This is a genomic window from Arthrobacter sp. 9AX (assembly GCF_902506095.1).
In the GTDB taxonomy this organism is placed as follows: domain Bacteria; phylum Actinomycetota; class Actinomycetes; order Actinomycetales; family Micrococcaceae; genus Arthrobacter.
Genome location: NZ_LR733293.1, coordinates 4213977 through 4228938, shown reverse-complemented (window position 1 = coordinate 4228938; position 14962 = coordinate 4213977). Strand labels below are relative to the sequence as shown.

General features: G+C 65.7%; 15 protein-coding genes. 5 read left to right on the top strand and 10 right to left on the bottom strand.

From position 1 onward, the window contains the following. Positions 1-5: 5 nt before the first annotated feature. Complete coding sequence (locus BACI348_RS19615) at positions 6-425, top strand: hypothetical protein (protein WP_236557652.1); 420 nt, start codon at positions 6-8, stop codon at positions 423-425. A 169-nt stretch (positions 426-594) separates the two neighbouring features. Here the strand turns inward: BACI348_RS19615 and BACI348_RS19610 are convergent, their stop codons facing one another. Continuing rightward, positions 595-1170 (bottom strand): GNAT family N-acetyltransferase, encoded by a 576-nt coding sequence (locus BACI348_RS19610; protein WP_159829363.1) that lies wholly within the window; start codon positions 1168-1170, stop codon positions 595-597. A gap of 201 nt (positions 1171-1371) precedes the next feature. Between BACI348_RS19610 and BACI348_RS19605 the strand changes: the two genes are divergently transcribed. Further along, positions 1372-2868, top strand: coding sequence for an MFS transporter (locus tag BACI348_RS19605; protein ID WP_236557651.1), 1497 nt, complete (start codon positions 1372-1374; stop codon positions 2866-2868). 214 nt (positions 2869-3082) lie between these two features. On the opposite strand, the gene bcp (BACI348_RS19600) is transcribed toward BACI348_RS19605, so the two are convergent. The 9 genes from bcp (BACI348_RS19600) to BACI348_RS19560 all read right to left on the bottom strand — a co-directional run bounded on the left by bcp (BACI348_RS19600) (position 3083) and on the right by BACI348_RS19560 (position 11933). Next, positions 3083-3562, bottom strand: coding sequence for a thioredoxin-dependent thiol peroxidase (bcp, locus tag BACI348_RS19600; RefSeq protein WP_159829362.1), 480 nt, complete (start codon positions 3560-3562; stop codon positions 3083-3085). A gap of 176 nt (positions 3563-3738) precedes the next feature. After that, the gene (gene bcp / locus BACI348_RS19595) at positions 3739-4218 is read right to left on the bottom strand and encodes a thioredoxin-dependent thiol peroxidase (protein WP_159829361.1); all 480 of its coding nucleotides are present in this window, start codon (positions 4216-4218) and stop codon (positions 3739-3741) included. An 18-nt stretch (positions 4219-4236) separates the two neighbouring features. Continuing rightward, positions 4237-4947 carry a winged helix-turn-helix domain-containing protein gene (locus tag BACI348_RS19590; protein WP_159829359.1) on the bottom strand — a complete coding sequence of 237 codons (711 nt, stop codon included), beginning with the start codon at positions 4945-4947 and terminating at the stop codon, positions 4237-4239. 8 nt (positions 4948-4955) lie between these two features. After that, entirely contained in the window at positions 4956-6299 is a 1344-nt protein-coding gene (gene allB / locus BACI348_RS19585; RefSeq protein WP_159829358.1) for an allantoinase AllB, read from the bottom strand. Then, entirely contained in the window at positions 6292-7506 is a 1215-nt protein-coding gene (locus tag BACI348_RS19580; protein WP_159829357.1) for a glycerate kinase, read from the bottom strand. The genes allB and BACI348_RS19580 overlap by 8 nt, the downstream gene beginning before the upstream one ends. A 31-nt stretch (positions 7507-7537) precedes the next feature. After that, entirely contained in the window at positions 7538-9316 is a 1779-nt protein-coding gene (gene gcl / locus BACI348_RS19575; protein ID WP_159829356.1) for a glyoxylate carboligase, read from the bottom strand. 131 nt (positions 9317-9447) lie between these two features. After that, a complete protein-coding gene (locus tag BACI348_RS19570; protein WP_159829355.1) occupies positions 9448-10326 on the bottom strand; it encodes a 2-hydroxy-3-oxopropionate reductase in 879 nt (292 codons plus the stop codon). Positions 10327-10395: 69 nt separating this feature from the next. Then, a complete protein-coding gene (locus BACI348_RS19565; RefSeq protein ID WP_159829354.1) occupies positions 10396-11196 on the bottom strand; it encodes a hydroxypyruvate isomerase family protein in 801 nt (266 codons plus the stop codon). A 245-nt stretch (positions 11197-11441) separates the two neighbouring features. Then, positions 11442-11933, bottom strand: coding sequence for a hypothetical protein (locus BACI348_RS19560; RefSeq protein ID WP_159829353.1), 492 nt, complete (start codon positions 11931-11933; stop codon positions 11442-11444). Between the two features lie 460 nt (positions 11934-12393). On the opposite strand from BACI348_RS19560, the gene BACI348_RS19555 reads away from it, so the two are divergent. From BACI348_RS19555 to BACI348_RS19545, 3 genes are all read left to right on the top strand, one after another. Beyond that, a complete protein-coding gene (locus tag BACI348_RS19555; protein ID WP_159829352.1) occupies positions 12394-12792 on the top strand; it encodes a cupin domain-containing protein in 399 nt (132 codons plus the stop codon). 341 nt (positions 12793-13133) lie between these two features. Continuing rightward, on the top strand, positions 13134-14597 hold the full coding sequence (locus BACI348_RS19550) for a cation:dicarboxylate symporter family transporter (RefSeq protein ID WP_159829351.1): 1464 nt from the start codon (positions 13134-13136) through the stop codon (positions 14595-14597). Between the two features lie 39 nt (positions 14598-14636). Continuing rightward, positions 14637-14936 (top strand): putative quinol monooxygenase, encoded by a 300-nt coding sequence (locus BACI348_RS19545; RefSeq protein ID WP_159829350.1) that lies wholly within the window; start codon positions 14637-14639, stop codon positions 14934-14936. The last annotated feature ends 26 nt before the right edge of the window (positions 14937-14962 follow it).

Sequence of the window (14962 nt, the reverse complement as noted above, 5' to 3'; positions counted from 1 at the left end):
AGCCGATGGCACACATCAACACAGACCGGACGACGGCGGCTGCCGCGGCTTGCGCGCCAGTCGCCTGCGCGTCACCAGCCGAGGGGGAGCTGCAAGGGGTGGGTCAGGCCTGCGGGGAACACACTGCGGTAAAGCCGGCGGGTCCGCGCGAGCTGCTGGGTGCCGCCGTGGACAAGGGCAAGGCGTTGCTGCGTGTCTATTTCCACTCACGGAAGGTGCGCGCCGCGGCCAACGCCCTGGCCCAGGCCCTGGCCGACTCGCGGGAGGCTTCCAGTTGGCCCGGGGACCGGCTTCCGGTCGGTGAGGAGATGTCCGCGCAGGTGGAGAAGCTCACCCGCCGCCTCAAGCTGGAGACCGACGCGCACAACAGGTTGGAGGCACTTTTCAGGAGTGTGGAGTTGGGGCGTTCCGCTGCAGCGGTTTAGGTGCCACACTTAGGTGCAATCGAGTGGCTGGGGGACACAGTCAGGAGATTGCAATGGCTTGGTATACAGGATGGGCATACCTCATCGCGGGGCTCATGACAGTGGATGCGCTGCTCCTGGCCTTGTGGGCCATTGACGAAGGCTGGCCCGGCAGCTGGTGGAAGAAACCCTAGCCTTGCAGGTCAAGCCGCATCAGTACCCGCGGGAAGCCGTTCAGTACTGACTCCGTGTCCGCCGCTTTGGTGAAGCCGGCGTCCTCGAAGAGCTTCTGGGTGCCCACGTACGCCATGGTGAGGTCCACTTTTTGCCCGCCGTTATCCACCGGGTAGCCCTCGATGGCCGGCGCCCCATAGCTCCGGGCCAGCTCCACGGCGCCCGCCAGGAGCTGATGCGAAATCCCGTGGCCCCGGTGCCCCGGCCGGACCCGGATACACCAGACCGACCACACATCCAGGCTGTCCACATGCGGGATCTTCCGGTTGCCCGCGAAACTGGTGCCGGCACGCGGGTGGACCGCTGCCCACCCCACTGGCTCCCCGCCGTCGTACGCCAAAACCCCCGGCGGGGGATCCTGTTTCACCAACTGCTGCACCAGGTCCCCGCGGCCGGTCCCGCGCAACGCCTGGTTCTGCTTGGACGGGATGCGGTAGCTCAGGCACCAGCAGACGTTGGCGTCGGGCCGCTTCGGCCCCACCAACGCCCGGACGTCCTCAAATTCGGTGGCCGCACGGACCTCAATCGCCATGCGGCCATCCTGTCACCGGCCCCGGAGCCCGGCAACGGTGCTTCGAGGCAGGCACTGGAGTCCTTCGGTTGCAGTCAACCTGCCAAACGCGCCGGGGCCGGTAACTATTGCCGGGTCCCGGAGTGCGGACTGTCAATCCGGGTCCCACGGAGGGGGTTCCAAACCTGTCCGCCCGGGACACTCGTCACTAGACTGGGACGCATGACCGAGCAGGAACCGGCCCGGGGGAGGGACGCCGGGGTTCCCGACGGCGGGAAAAGCCTTCGCGACGACGTTACCGTCACTTCCACTGCGACGGAGGACGGCGAGGTTTCGCCCCTGGCTGCGCCGGACGCCGTCGACACCTCCCTGCGCACCCCGGCCCAGCGGTCCCGCACCTTCGCCGGGATCCTGGTGAACACTGCCCTCGCCAACGTCACCACCAGCTACCTGTGGTTCGCACTGACGTTCTGGGTGTACCTGGAGACCCGCAACGTGATCGCCACCGGCGTGGTGGGCGGTGTGTACATGCTGCTGATCGCCCTGTCCAGCATCAGCTTCGGCACCTTCGTGGACCGCTACCGCAAGCTGGCCGTGATGCGCTTCGCCGCCGGCTTTACCCTGGTGATGTTTGTGCTGTCCGGGGTCATGTTCCTCCTGACGCCTGCCTCCTCGCTGCTGGACCTCAGGCAGCCGTGGTTCTGGGTTTTTACCTTGATCATCCTGATCGGCGCGGTGGTGGAGAACATGCGGAACATCGCGCTGTCCACCACTGTCACCATCCTCATCGAGCCGGACCGGCGGGCCAACGCCAACGGGATGGTGGGCATGGTGCAGGGACTCATGTTCATCGTCACCTCCCTGCTTTCGGGGCTGTCGGTGGGGCTGCTGGGCATGGGGTGGACCATCGTCGTCGCCCTTGTCCTCACGGCGCTTGCCTTCGCGCACCTGCTCACCCTCCGGATGCCCGAGGAAGTGCGTGCGGCCGCCACGGATGCGCATGGCAGCTTCGACCTGAGGGGCTCCCTCGCGGCGGTGCTGGCCATTTCCGGACTGTTCGCGCTGATCCTGTTCTCCACCTTCAACAACTTCATCGGCGGCGTCTACATGGCGCTGATGGATCCCTACGGCCTGGAAATGTTTTCCGTGGAAATGTGGGGCGCCGTGTTCGCGCTTGGCTCCACCGGGTTCATTATCGGCGGGGCGCTGATCGGCAAATTCGGCCTGGGAACCAACCCGCTGCGCACCCTGCTCATTGCGGTGGTGGCCATGGGGGTCCTCGGCGCGGTGTTCACCCTGCGGGAATGGGCGTGGCTGTACATCGCGGGAATCTGGTTGTACCTGGTGCTGATCCCCTTTGTGGAGGCGGCCGAGCAGACCGTCATCCAACAGGTGGTGCCACTGGAGCGGCAGGGCCGGGTATTCGGCTTCGCCATGGCGTTTGAATCAGCGGCAGCGCCCATCACGGCCTTCCTGATCGCACCGATCGCCCAGTTCTGGATCATCCCCTACGCGCGGTCGGCCGACGGCGGGGTCCAGTTGGCCCCGCTGCTCGGCGAGGGCACCTCCCGCGGCATCGCCCTGGTGTTCCTGATCGCCGGGATCATCATGGTGATGGCTGCGCTGCTGGCCTTCCTCACCCCTGTGTACCGCAGGGTGTCTGCGGAATATGCGGAGGCGGCGGCAACGGCGAAGGAATCGGCGGAAGCGGAGGCCTAGGCTGCATCAGGCCGATGTCCCCGTCCGGGTGTCCGCCGGTGGCCGCGGCCAGGACATCGTTGACGTAACCGGTTGAACTGCTGGCCACAGCAGGAAGGACAACCAGGCCAATGACCTCGACGCTCATGATGCTTAAACGCCGGACGCTCCCGCAGTTCAAAACTGCTGGAGCGTCCGGTGGAAAGCTGCAGGACGTGCTGGAGCGTCGGGAGGGCTAGATTCCCAGGGCTTCCTTCAGCGCTGCGACGTGGCCTTGGGCCTGGACCTGGTATTGGGCGAGGGTGACTTTGCCTTCGGGGTCTACTACGACGGTGGAGCGGACGATGCCTTCAACGATTTCGCCGTCGACAAGCTTTTCGCCCCAGGCGCCGTAGGCCAGGGCGATGGCGTGGTCGGGGTCGGACAGCAGCGGGAAGGTCAGGGAGAAGTCTCCGGTGAAGCCGGCGAGTGCTTCGGGGGCGTCGGGGGAGATGCCGATGACCTCATAGCCTTTGCCCTGGAGTGATGCCAGGCTGTCGCGGAAGTCGCAGGCTTCGGTGGTGCAGCCGGGGGTGGCGGCTTTGGGGTAGAAGTACACGATGACGTTTTTGCCACGGTAGTCGGCCAAGGCAGTCTCGCGGCCCTGGGCGTCCTGAAGGGTGAAATCAGGGGCCGGGGTACCGGGCTGAAGCTTGGTGGTCAGGGTGGGGCTCATGGCATTCCTTTGGAGATTCGGTCAATAATGGCCAACATCAAGTGAAGCGGCTTTCCGCCACTACCAACAACTCCGGCGTCACACGCAGTATTCCGCAGCGTCGCGTGGCGCCGTTCCCGTTACTGTTCCGGACGCGGCTGGAGCTGCCCCTGGAAGGCTTCGGGGCGTTGGGGTGGTTACAGCCCGAGCTCGTCCTTCAGCGCTGCGACGTGGCCTTGGGCCTGGACCTGGTATTGGGCGAGGGTGACTTTGCCTTCGGGGTCTACTACTACGGTGGAGCGGACGATGCCTTCAACGATTTCGCCGTCGACAAGCTTTTCGCCCCAGGCGCCGTAGGCCAGGGCGATGGCGTGGTCGGGGTCGGACAGCAGCGGGAAGGTCAGGGAGAAGTCTCCGGTGAAGCCGGCGAGTGCTTCGGGGGCGTCGGGGGAGATGCCGATGACCTCATAGCCTTTGCCCTGGAGTGATGCCAGGCTGTCGCGGAAGTCGCAGGCTTCGGTGGTGCAGCCGGGGGTGGCGGCTTTGGGGTAGAAGTACACGATGACGTTTTTGCCACGGTAGTCGGCCAAGGCAGTCTCGCGGCCCTGGGCGTCCTGAAGGGTGAAATCAGGGGCCGGGGTACCGGGCTGAAGCTTGGCGGTCAGGGTGGGGCTCATGCTGCTCCTTGATGGGACTTAGATGGAGTATTCGGCGGGCCCGCGCACGGTGGCGTGCGGGCCCGGAATGAATTGGTAGCCGCCGCCGCGGACGGTGGCCACGGCGTGGCGGGCGTTGCCGAGTTTCCGGCGGATCCGGCCCACGTAGACGTCGATGGACCGGGCCGACGCGCCGGGGGTTTCGAACGAATCGAGGAACTCCTGGAGCTCCTCCCTCCCCACAGTGCGGGACAGGTGGGTCACCAGGTACCGGAGCACCTTGAACTCGACCCCGGTCAGCGCCACAGCGGTGCCGTCCAGCAGGACCCTGTCGGCTGCCAGGTCCACGGCGACCCGGCTCACAGGGCCGGCCGACGGCGGCAGGCGCCTGCCGCCGTCGGCCTCGCAGGGTGCCTGGCCCTGTTTCCCGCTCAATAACTCGCCGGGATCGCCGGGGTCCGCCGGGGAAGGAATGCGGGAGGAGTGGTTTGCGGCTCCTTCCGTGGCGGAGACCCCGGACGTGGGGGCTCCGGCGGCGGGCCAGTGGACTTCCGCCTCCGGAGCAGTCTGAAGGGCCCGGGCAAGGACCAGTTGCGCGGCGCGGGCCAGCAGTTCGGGACTGGTGCCTTCCGACGGGACCACCCACACCGCGAGGCCGCGTGCTGCTGCCCGGGGAGGGTGGGCAGCAGCACGCGTGGCCGGAACAGGGTGCCGGGACAACCCCCTCGGATGGTGGGCTTCCACTGCCATGGCGCGTCCTAGACTCCGCCGCGGCGGATCAGCTTGCCCGTGGGGATCTGGCCGTCCACCACGGTGCCGCGCAGGAAGGTCTTCCGGACCACGCCGGAGAGGGCCTTGCCGTCGTAGGGGGTGATGGGGTTCTTGTGCTTGAGCTTGGACACGTCCACCACAAAGGCCTCGTCCGGGGCGAAGATGGCGAAGTCGGCGTCGTAACCCAATGCGAGCTGGCCCTTGTTGGAAAGCCGGGCCAGGGCTGCGGGCTTCTCGCCCATCCATGACACCACCTGCTCCAGCGGGATGCCGCGGTGCCGGGCCTCGGTCCAGATCAGGGACAGGCCCAGCTGCAGCGAGGAGACGCCACCCCAGGCCACGGCGAAGTCGCCGTTCTCCAGGTCCTTCAGGTCCAATGTGGAGGGGGAGTGGTCCGAGACGATGCAATCGATGGTGCCGTCCTGCAGGCCCTGCCACAGGAGCTCCCGGTTGGAGGCCTCGCGGATGGGCGGGCAGCACTTGTAGGCGGTGGCGCCGTCCGGGATTTCCTCTGCCATCAGGGTGAGGTAGTGCGGGCACGTTTCCACGGTGAGCTTTACGCCGTCGCGCTTTGCGGAAGCGATCATGGGCAGCGCGTCCGACGACGAGAGGTGCAGGATGTGCGCCCGCGCACCGGTCCAGCGGGCCCGTTCGATGACCTCGGCGATCGCCTTGTTCTCGGCGCCGCGGGGGCGGGAGGCCAGGAACGTTGAGTAATGTGCGCCGCCGGGGTGGGGCGCGTGGTCGATCGCGTGCGAGTCCTCGGCGTGGACGATCATGAGGGAATCGAAGGACTTCAGCTCTGCCATGTCCTCCTCCATCTCGTCCGCTTCCAGGTGCGGGAACTCGTCCACGCCGGAGTGCAGGAGGAAGCACTTGAAGCCGAAGACGCCCTCGTCGTGGAGGGCCCGAAGGTCGCCTTTGTTGCCGGGGATGGCACCGCCCCAGAACCCGACGTCGATGAACGCCTGGTCCTCGGCCACTTCGCGCTTGAGCTTCAGGTTCTCCACAGTGGTGGTGGGCGGGACGGAGTTCAGGGGCATGTCGATGATGGTGGTGACGCCGCCGGCTGCCGCGGCCCGGGTGGCGGAGGCAAAGCCCTCCCACTCGGTGCGGCCGGGCTCGTTGACGTGGACGTGGGTGTCCACGAGGCCGGGGATCAGGGTTTCGTCGTCGGCGAGTTCGATGACCTCGGCGCCGGCCAGGCCGTTGCCCAGCGGCTCGAGGGCCACGATCTTGCCGCCGCGGACGCCCACTTCGCGGGGTGCCAGGCCGGCGGTGGTGAGGATGCGCTGGCCGCGGATGACCAGGTCAAAACGTTCTTCAGACATGGAGGTCCTCCTTGGTGGTGGCGGTGCGCGGCAGCCCACTGGCTGCCAGTCGTCCGCTGATCTGGGTGCCCAACTGCTCCAGAAGCTGCGCTGCCTCTGTTATGCACCTGTTTACATTGCTTTCGAGTCCGGTCAAAGCGTAGACGTCCTCGAATCCGGCGGCGGTGGCCTGGCCTTGGCCGAGGGTGGTCCGGCCGCACACCGCGATCACGGGGATGCCTTGGGCTGCTGCTGCCCGGGCGACGCCCATGGGGGTTTTGCCGAGCAGGCTTTGCTCGTCCAGGCTGCCTTCGCCGGTGATCACCAGGTCCGCGCCGGCCAGCCGGTCTGCCAGTCCAGTGAATTCGAGGACGACGTCGATGCCCGGCCGACGCGTGGCGGCGAGGACGGCGATGGCTGCGTAGCCAACGCCTCCCGCGGCTCCGGCGCCGGGGGCCTCCGCCGCTTTGATGGCCCTGTTGCGGGGGCCTTCAGGTCCGATTTCCCTGGCCAGGACTTCGACAAACCTGGCCAGGGCGGCGTCGAGCAGGTCGACGTCTTGTTGTGTGGCGCCCTTCTGCGGGCCGAAAATCGCCGCGGCGCCCTGGGTGCCCAGCAGGGGATTGTCGACGTCGGACGCCAGCACAAAGCGTGTGTCCTTCAGCCGGGGTTCGAAGCCGCTGAAGTCGATCCGGTCCAGGTGGGCCAAAGCGGCGCCCCCGGGCGGAAGTTCGTTGCCCCCGTTGTCGAGGAACCTGGCGCCGAGGCCCTGCAGGACTCCGGCGCCGCCATCGGTGTTGGCACTGCCGCCCACGCCGAGGACGATGCGGTTGCAGCCGGCGTCCAGGGCCGCCCGGATGAGCTGCCCGGTGCCCAGACTCGTGGCGGTGCGGGCCGCCGTCGGGCCTGGCCGTCCCCCAACCAGTGCTCCGGCCGGGAGCAGGGCCAGGCCCGAGGCGGCCCCCATTTCGATGACGGCCTCATTGCCCCGGACGGCGAAGTCGGCCGTGACCCGTACGCCTGTTGGCCCGGCCACCACCGCACTGCGGCGGGTGAAGCCGGAGCCGATCGCGGCGTCGAGGGTGCCCTCTCCGCCGTCGGCTACCGGGATCCGGAGGACTTCAAGGTTGCCGCCGGCCCCGCGCTGCAGCCCCTTTTCCAGGTGGCTGCAGACTTCGGGGGCGGACAGGGACCCTTTGAACTTGTCCGGGGCAATGACGATCCGCATGGTTGTCTTTCCTGTTCTGGGCGGGCAGGTTTTAGGCCTGCAGCGCCAGGATGGCGGTGGGGGCGTCGGCTGCGGATGCGGCGAGTTCCTCGAACTCGTTGATGGCGTTGATTTCCACGCCCATGGAGATGTTGGTGATCTTTTCCAGGATCACTTCCACCACCACGGGAACCTGGAATTCGCCCATCAGTGCCTTGGCCTTGTCGAAGGCTGCGGCGAGGTCGTTGGGGTCTTCCACGCGGACGGCCTTGCAGCCCAGGCCCTCGGCCACCTTGAGGTGGTCCACGCCGTAGCCGTTTGTCTCGGGGGAGTTGATGTTGTCGAACGCCAGGGACACGTTCTGTTCCATGTTAAAGCCCCGCTGGGACTGGCGGATCAGGCCCAGGTAGGAGTTGTTCACCACCACGTGGATGTATGGGAGGTTGAACTGGGCACCCACGGCCAGTTCCTCGATCATGAACTGGAAGTCGTAGTCGCCGGAGAGGGCCACCACGGTCTGCTCCGGGTTGGCGCGGACCACGCCGAGGGCTGCCGGGGCGGTCCAGCCCAAGGGGCCTGCCTGGCCGGCGTTGATCCACTTGCGCGGGCCGAACACGTGCAGCATCTGCGCACCGGCGATCTGGGACAGGCCGATGGTGGACACGTAGGTGGTGTCGCGGCCGAAGGACTTGTTCATCTCCTCATACACGCGCTGCGGCTTGATGGGGATGTTCTCGAAGTGGGTCTTGCGGTGCAGGGAGGCCTTTCGTTCGGCGCATTCGGCGACCCAGGCGCTGTAGTCCGGCAGGGACCCTGCTGCCTTGCGCTCCTTGGCGAGCTCAACCAGCCCGGCCAGCGCCGCACCGGCGTCGGACGTGATGCCCAGGTCAGGCGAGAACACGCGGCCGATCTGCGTGGGCTCGATGTCGATGTGCACGAACTTGCGGCCGGCCGTGTAGGTGTCCAGGCCGCCGGTGTGGCGGTTGGCCCAGCGGTTGCCGATGCCGATCACGAAGTCGCTCTGCAGGTAGTTCTCGTTGCCGTAGCGGTGCGAGGTCTGCAGGCCCACCATGCCGGCCATGAGCCGGTGGTCGTCCGGAATGGTGCCCCAGCCCATCAGGGTGGGGATGACCGGGATGTTCAGGGTCTCGGCCAGTTCCACCAGCTGCGCGGAGGCGCCGGCGTTGATGATGCCGCCGCCCGCCACGATCAGCGGGTGCTTGGCCGCGGTGAGCATGTCCAGGGCTTTTTCCAGCTGCTTGCGGGAGGCGTTGGGCTTTTCGACGGGCAGCGGCTCGTAGGTGTCGATGTCGAATTCGATCTCGGCCAGCTGCACATCGATGGGCAGGTCCAGCAGCACGGGACCGGGGCGGCCGGAACGCATCAGCTGGAAGGCTTTCTGGAAGGCGCCCGGAACCTGGCCGGGCTCCAGGATGGTCATGGCCATCTTGGTGACGGGCTTGGCGATGGACTCGATGTCCACAGCCTGGAAGTCTTCCTTGTGCAGCTTGGCCACGGGGGCCTGGCCGGTGATGCAGAGCATGGGGATGGAGTCTGCCCAGGCGGCGTAGAGGCCGGTGATCATGTCGGTGCCGGCGGGGCCGGATGTGCCGATGCAGATGCCGATGTTGCCGTCCTTGGCGCGGCTGAAGCCGTCGGCCATGTGGCTGGCGCCTTCCACGTGGCGGGCCAGCGTGTGGCGGATGCCGCCGTGGGCGCGCATTGCGGAATAGAAGGGGTTGATCGCGGCGCCTGGCAGGCCGAACGCCTCGATGGCGCCTTCCTTTTCCAGGATGGCCACCGCTGCATCAACGGTACGCATCTTGCTCATGGTGTGCTCCTTGTTGCGCCCCTTTGGGGCGAAGTCTGGTGTTTTTGGGTGTGGTGAGGGGGCCGCCGTCGTTTTCATGTACGACGGCGGGTGGCCTGCTCGTGTTTCTTGGGCGCCTTGGGCGCTGGTGTCTATTTCCTGCCGCTGAGCTGGAGGACCTGCTTGAAGAGTCCGGAGTGGTCCAGGCCGCCGTCGCCCTGGTTGACGGTGGCGGCGACGAGTTGTGCGACGACGGCGCCGAGGGGGACGGCGACGTTGGCTTCGCGGGCGGCGGAGGTGACGATGCCCAGGTCCTTGTGGTGCAGGGCGAGGCGGAAGCCGGGGTCGAAGTTGCGGTCGAGCATCTTCTGGCCCTTTTGGTCCAGGACCTTGGAGCCGGCCAGGCCGCCGCCGAGGACCTTGAGGGCGGCGTCGGTGTCCACGCCGTACGCCTCGAGGAAGGCGATGGCCTCGCCCAGGACTTCGATGTTGACGGCGACGATCAGCTGGTTGGCTGCCTTGACGGTCTGGCCGGAACCGGAGGGGCCGACGTGGACGATGGTTTTGCCGACGGCGTTCAGGACGTCCGAGGCTACTTCGAAGTCGTCTTTGTCGCCGCCCACCATGATGGAAAGGACGGCGTCGATGGCGCCCTGTTCGCCGCCGGAGACCGGTGCGTCGAGGGGGCGGATGCCGGCTTCGCGGGCGTCGTCAGAGAGGCGCTTGGCGACGTCGGGGCGGATGCTGGAGGCATCGATCCACAAAGTGCCCTGCTTCGCGTTGGCGAAGACGCCGTCGGGGCCACTGACGACGCCCTCGACGTCGGGGGAGTCCGGCACCATGGTGATGACGACGTCGGCATCCTTCACGGCATCAGCGATGCTGGTGGCGCCCTTGCCGCCTTCGGAGACGAGCTTGTCGATCTTGTCCTGGCTGCGGTTGAAGCCGGTGACGGTGTGGCCGGCCTTGACCAGGTTGATGGCCATGGGCAGGCCCATGATTCCGAGTCCGATAACTGCAACGTTGCTCATGATGGTTCTCTTTCTAAGTCTGGTGGTGGTGCCGGTGGTTGAGCGGATTTCGACGGGCTCAACCACCGGTCAGCGGGAAGCGTGTTCGCGGATGGCCCAGCTGAAGGCCGTTTCCTGCGGTTCCTTGTATTCGAGGCCGATGTAGCCCTCGTAGCCGAGTTCGCGGCTCCGGGCGATCCATTCGCCAAGCGGGAGGGTGCCGGTGCCGGGGGCGCCGCGGCCAGGGTTGTCGGCGATCTGGATGTGGCCGAAGTCCTTGGCATGGTTCCCGATGACGGACTCGACGTCGTCGCCGTTGATGGACAGGTGGTAGAAGTCCGCGAGGAGTTTGATGTTCCCGACGCCTGCCTCCGCCTTCACGCGGGCGATAACCTTGAGTGCGTCGTCGGCGGTGAGGAGCGGGTACTTGGGTGCGCCGCTGACGGGTTCCAGGAGGACCGTGCCGCCGATCCGGGCAACGCCTTCAGCTGCTGCGGCCAGGTTCCGGGCTGCCAGTTCGTCCTGCTCTTCAGGGGTGGAGCCGTCCTGCCGGTTGCCGTAGAGGGCGTTGAAGGCCTTGCAGCCCAGGCGCTCCCCGATGCCGGCGACGACGTCGATGTTGTCCTTGAACTCGGACTCCCGTCCCGTCCAAGAGACCAGGCCGCGGTCACCGCCGGGCATGTTGCCGGCATTGAAGTTCAGGCCTGTGAGCTGAACGCCGGCGTCCTTGATGGCATTCTCGAACTTCGTGATCTCGGAGTCGGCCGGAACGGAGGCCTCAAAGGGCCACCAGAACTCGACGGCGTCAAAGCCTGCTGCCTTGGCTGCGGCCGGGCGCTCCAGCAGGGGCAGCTCCGTGAGGAGGATAGAGCAGTTCACTGTGTACGTCATCGTAGGTCCTTCCAAGGAGGGCTTTGATCTATCTTCCCCTGCTTCCCGGTTTACTACCGTTTCCGCTTTGTGGAATTTAGATTCTGCTTTATGAAAAGTGTAGGGAAGGTGCGGGGCAGGAGTCAAGGGGAACGGTCGAGGCCGCTGGCAAACGAGCGGCGGGTGGCTGCGGAACAGGTGGCTGGGGAACAAGAAGAGCCAGGGGTGTGTACCCCTGGCTCTTCCGGGCGAACGCTGGTGAGCGCCTAGTAGTGCACGTTAACGTTCCTCAGGACCTCGCTTGTCTTCCATTCAGACCAGCGGGACAGACGGCCATTGTCATTCTCAACGGCGAACGAGATCTTGTGATAAACCTCTTCGCTGCCGTGCCGGTCGAGGTTCTTCTTGACCTGGTCGAGGCTGTCTATGACCTTGTAGCGGTCGTGGCGGTCGAGGTGGCGCACGAAGTAGCTGTCGCCCAGGAATGTATCGCGGCCGCGGTCAGCCTCGAAGCGTACCTGCCTGATGTGCACGGTCCTCTTTCCGTCTTCACATTTCACACTGATCTTGAAGTTGACCCAGTTGCCTCGCTCGTCGGTCGGCTTCAAGGGTGTGACGGTACAGCCTCTGATGGACTCGTCATATGCCTGGGCCGGGGCAGCGACTGCCACGGAACCCACGAGGAGACCCAATGAGAGGAGCGGAACCAGGGCGATCCTTGACCTGGTTGAACGGGTTTTCATTGTCGGGGTGGACATTTTTTTGCTCCTGTAAGGATGCGATTCACCATTTTCTGAGGGTGCGGTTTCCCATTTTTGGCAGCCTGAGGCCGACGGGCTGAGTATCGTCGCAGTTGATCAGTGTGGCGGCCCGCAGCCTGCCAGTCCCATTTTTCGATCAGCGCACCCCCGGTTGGACGGGGGCGTGACAATCCGGATCCATGCTGATGTGGGATCCGATAGTTCAATCCTGCGCCTGCTGTTCGCCCGGGCGCTAGGGCCCAAACTACCTATTACCGGCGGGTTTTCGCCATTGACTTCGGGGGCCGTAGGGCTACGGTTAGAGATACGCCAGCAACGTCTGGTGAACGCGTGTGCGCCGGAGGCAGGGGCGCATACGGCTGATGGTCTCAACTATTCTTAGCCGCTTGTCGGTACCCGAACCCATCGTCTGGTTCGCAGCCAGGCGTCCGCATATTGATCAACAGGCTGTGTCCATATGAGCGCAAATTTCATCCGAGCGTTGGCAGTCAAGTCCTTCGATGATCCAGACAGAAAGCGCTGCCCGGACAAGGCGGAGTTCGACCTTGTCACGGTTGATGACTACTCGGTGGCGCGGTTAATCCTGGCGCCCGGCTGGCGATGGTCGGTGTCCGCCAAGCCCGCCGAGTTGACTGCCTCCTGTGAGCACCACCATCTCGGCTACTGCATCTCCGGGCAGTTGGAGATTGAAACGGTCGACGGCGGGAGGTCAACCATCCATGCCAACGATACCTATGCGCTTCCTCCCGGGCATGATGAGTGGGTGGTGGGCGATGACCCGTTCGTCGCCGTCGAGTTCCTCGGTGCCGCCTCCTTCGGCAGGCCCCGCAGCTTCGGTCTGCACGCGCTGATCTGAGCTATTCCCCGGCAGCGAGGGTCGCCTTGCCTGTGGCTCTGTCCCGGAGCCTCCGGCGTACTTGGAGCGCGCCGTTCCGGCCAGGCCAACGGCCACCGCCAGCGCAGCGAGGGGTCCTGCTCCACCGTCCGGTCCGCGGGTGGCTGCCAGCATCTGGCGCGCCATCATGGCCATCTCGTCAAAGTCGCCCAGGTGGACGCAGGTCCCCAGGACATAGTTTTCGATCGACTTAATAGTTCCGCATTACGGATTTATCTTTCCGGAAACATGTTTTTCCTAGCGTTGCTCCTGACCTTGCGGCATCCAGCGTGCCGTCCGTCCTTCAACGAACAGGCACTGGCATGAATGTCACCGTCACTGCAGCACCCTCCCCGCAACCGGACCCCGCGACGAAAAGGAGACCCGTCTACAGATCCCTCTTCTTCCAGATTCTGGTGGCGGTGCTGGCCGGGATACTGATCGGCCACTTCTGGCCCGACGCCGGCGCGGCGCTCCGGCCGCTCGGGGACGGGTTCATCCAGCTCATCAAAATGATCATCGCGCCCCTGATTTTCCTGGTGATTGTCACCGGCATCGCTGCGGTCAGCGACGTCAAGGCCGTGGGCCGGGTGGGAATCAAAGCCCTGGTGTACTTCACCGGGGCCACGCTCTTCGCCCTGGTGTTCGGACTGGTGGTGGGGAACCTGGTCCAGCCAGGCGCCGGACTGAACGTCGATCCGGCGTCGCTCTCCCAGGACGCCCTGAACGCAAAAACCACCACTGCGCCGCCCAAGGATGCCGGTGCTTTCCTCCTCGGGATCATCCCCACCAGCGTGGTGGGGGCCTTTGCCAGCAACAGCCTCCTGCAGGTGTTGTGCTTCGCGGTGTTCTTCGGTGCGGCAATCGTCGTCGTGGGACGCGACCGTTGCCTCCCGGTGATCACGCTGATGGACACGGTCCTGGAACTGTTTTTCAAGATCATGGCGTGGGTAATGCGGGTGGCCCCGGTGGGTGCGTTCGGTGCCATGGCCTTCATCATTGGCCAGTACGGGTTGGAATCGCTGGGGACGTATGCCCTGCTGATCGCTGCCTGCTATGGTGCCGCCCTGGTGTTCATCGGGCTGCTGTTTGTGGTGGCCTGGGCGTATCCGCGGGTGCCGCTCTGGCAGTTCATGAAGTACACGCGGGAGGAATTCCTCCTCGCTCTGGGCACCGCCTCTACCGAATCGGTGTTGCCGCGCATCATGACCAAGCTGACGAATGCCGGCTGCTCCCGTGCCACCACCGGTCTGGTGGTCCCCACCGGATACTCCTTCAACCTGGACGGCGCCGCGCTGTACCTGTCCATTTCGCTGCTGTTCCTGGCACAGGCTTTCGGCCACAACCTGGATATTGGCCAGCAGTTGGCTGCCCTGGGAGTGCTGATGTTGACGTCGAAGGGTATGGCCGGGGTGCCGGGTTCCGCCTTCCTGGCGCTCTCCGCGACGGCGGCTGCGTTGGGGATCTTCCCCGTGGCGGGCGTTGCACTCCTCCTTGGTGCCGACCGGCTTATGGACTCCATGCGCGTAGTAGTAAACCTGTTGGGGAACTGTGTGGCCACGTTCGTTGTGGCCAAGTGGGAAGGCCAGTTCGACCGGGAGGCCATGGTCCGCGCCTTTGCCGGTGAGGGCGCTGGCGATGGTGAGGGCAAGGCCGCCGTCGAGGGCTCTGCCGGCGCTGAAGTCCCGACGTCGGACGCGGCCGGCGAGGTGATCGGCACCAAGGTGCCGTCCGGCGTTGCCGCGGGGCCCGCCGTCGAAACCTCACCCACGGCGGCCACGCGGTAGGTTCACGATTGTGTGGCTCCCGTGCTGCACACTGTCCCCATGACCTTTGCGAATGTGGGAAGCCTCGGGACCAAGCCCGGCCATCGTGACACCGTTGTATCCATCCTTCTTCGGCCCATGCCGGGGCTGAAGGAAGCCGGTTGCCTGCTGTACGAGGTGGGTGTAAATGACGAGGCCCCGGACACGGTGTTCGTGTGCGAACTGTGGGAATCGCCAGCGGCGCACAAGTCCTCGCTGCAGCTCGACAGTGTCCGGGCAGCCATCGCCGAGGCGATGCCCATGCTCTCCGGTGAGATGGGCGGGAACCAGTTCACGGTGCTGGGGTCGCCGCTGCGCTGACCTGCTCCCTTGCCGCGGCTGGACCG

What these genes read in the sequence shown, in the direction of transcription:
- BACI348_RS19590 (WP_159829359.1), bottom strand. Translation starts at nt 4,947, where the DNA reads ATGGCAGTGGAAGCCCACCATCCGAGGGGGTTGTCCCGGCACCCTGTT.
- BACI348_RS19545 (WP_159829350.1), top strand. Translation starts at nt 14,637, where the DNA reads ATGACCTTTGCGAATGTGGGAAGCCTCGGGACCAAGCCCGGCCATCGT.
- allB (WP_159829358.1), bottom strand. Translation starts at nt 6,299, where the DNA reads ATGTCTGAAGAACGTTTTGACCTGGTCATCCGCGGCCAGCGCATCCTC.
- BACI348_RS19580 (WP_159829357.1), bottom strand. Translation starts at nt 7,506, where the DNA reads ATGCGGATCGTCATTGCCCCGGACAAGTTCAAAGGGTCCCTGTCCGCC.
- bcp (WP_159829362.1), bottom strand. Translation starts at nt 3,562, where the DNA reads ATGAGCCCCACCCTGACCACCAAGCTTCAGCCCGGTACCCCGGCCCCT.
- BACI348_RS19565 (WP_159829354.1), bottom strand. Translation starts at nt 11,196, where the DNA reads ATGACGTACACAGTGAACTGCTCTATCCTCCTCACGGAGCTGCCCCTG.
- BACI348_RS19555 (WP_159829352.1), top strand. Translation starts at nt 12,394, where the DNA reads ATGAGCGCAAATTTCATCCGAGCGTTGGCAGTCAAGTCCTTCGATGAT.
- bcp (WP_159829361.1), bottom strand. Translation starts at nt 4,218, where the DNA reads ATGAGCCCCACCCTGACCGCCAAGCTTCAGCCCGGTACCCCGGCCCCT.
- BACI348_RS19610 (WP_159829363.1), bottom strand. Translation starts at nt 1,170, where the DNA reads ATGGCGATTGAGGTCCGTGCGGCCACCGAATTTGAGGACGTCCGGGCG.
- BACI348_RS19570 (WP_159829355.1), bottom strand. Translation starts at nt 10,326, where the DNA reads ATGAGCAACGTTGCAGTTATCGGACTCGGAATCATGGGCCTGCCCATG.
- BACI348_RS19560 (WP_159829353.1), bottom strand. Translation starts at nt 11,933, where the DNA reads ATGTCCACCCCGACAATGAAAACCCGTTCAACCAGGTCAAGGATCGCC.
- gcl (WP_159829356.1), bottom strand. Translation starts at nt 9,316, where the DNA reads ATGAGCAAGATGCGTACCGTTGATGCAGCGGTGGCCATCCTGGAAAAG.
- BACI348_RS19605 (WP_236557651.1), top strand. Translation starts at nt 1,372, where the DNA reads ATGACCGAGCAGGAACCGGCCCGGGGGAGGGACGCCGGGGTTCCCGAC.
- BACI348_RS19550 (WP_159829351.1), top strand. Translation starts at nt 13,134, where the DNA reads ATGAATGTCACCGTCACTGCAGCACCCTCCCCGCAACCGGACCCCGCG.
- BACI348_RS19615 (WP_236557652.1), top strand. Translation starts at nt 6, where the DNA reads ATGGCACACATCAACACAGACCGGACGACGGCGGCTGCCGCGGCTTGC.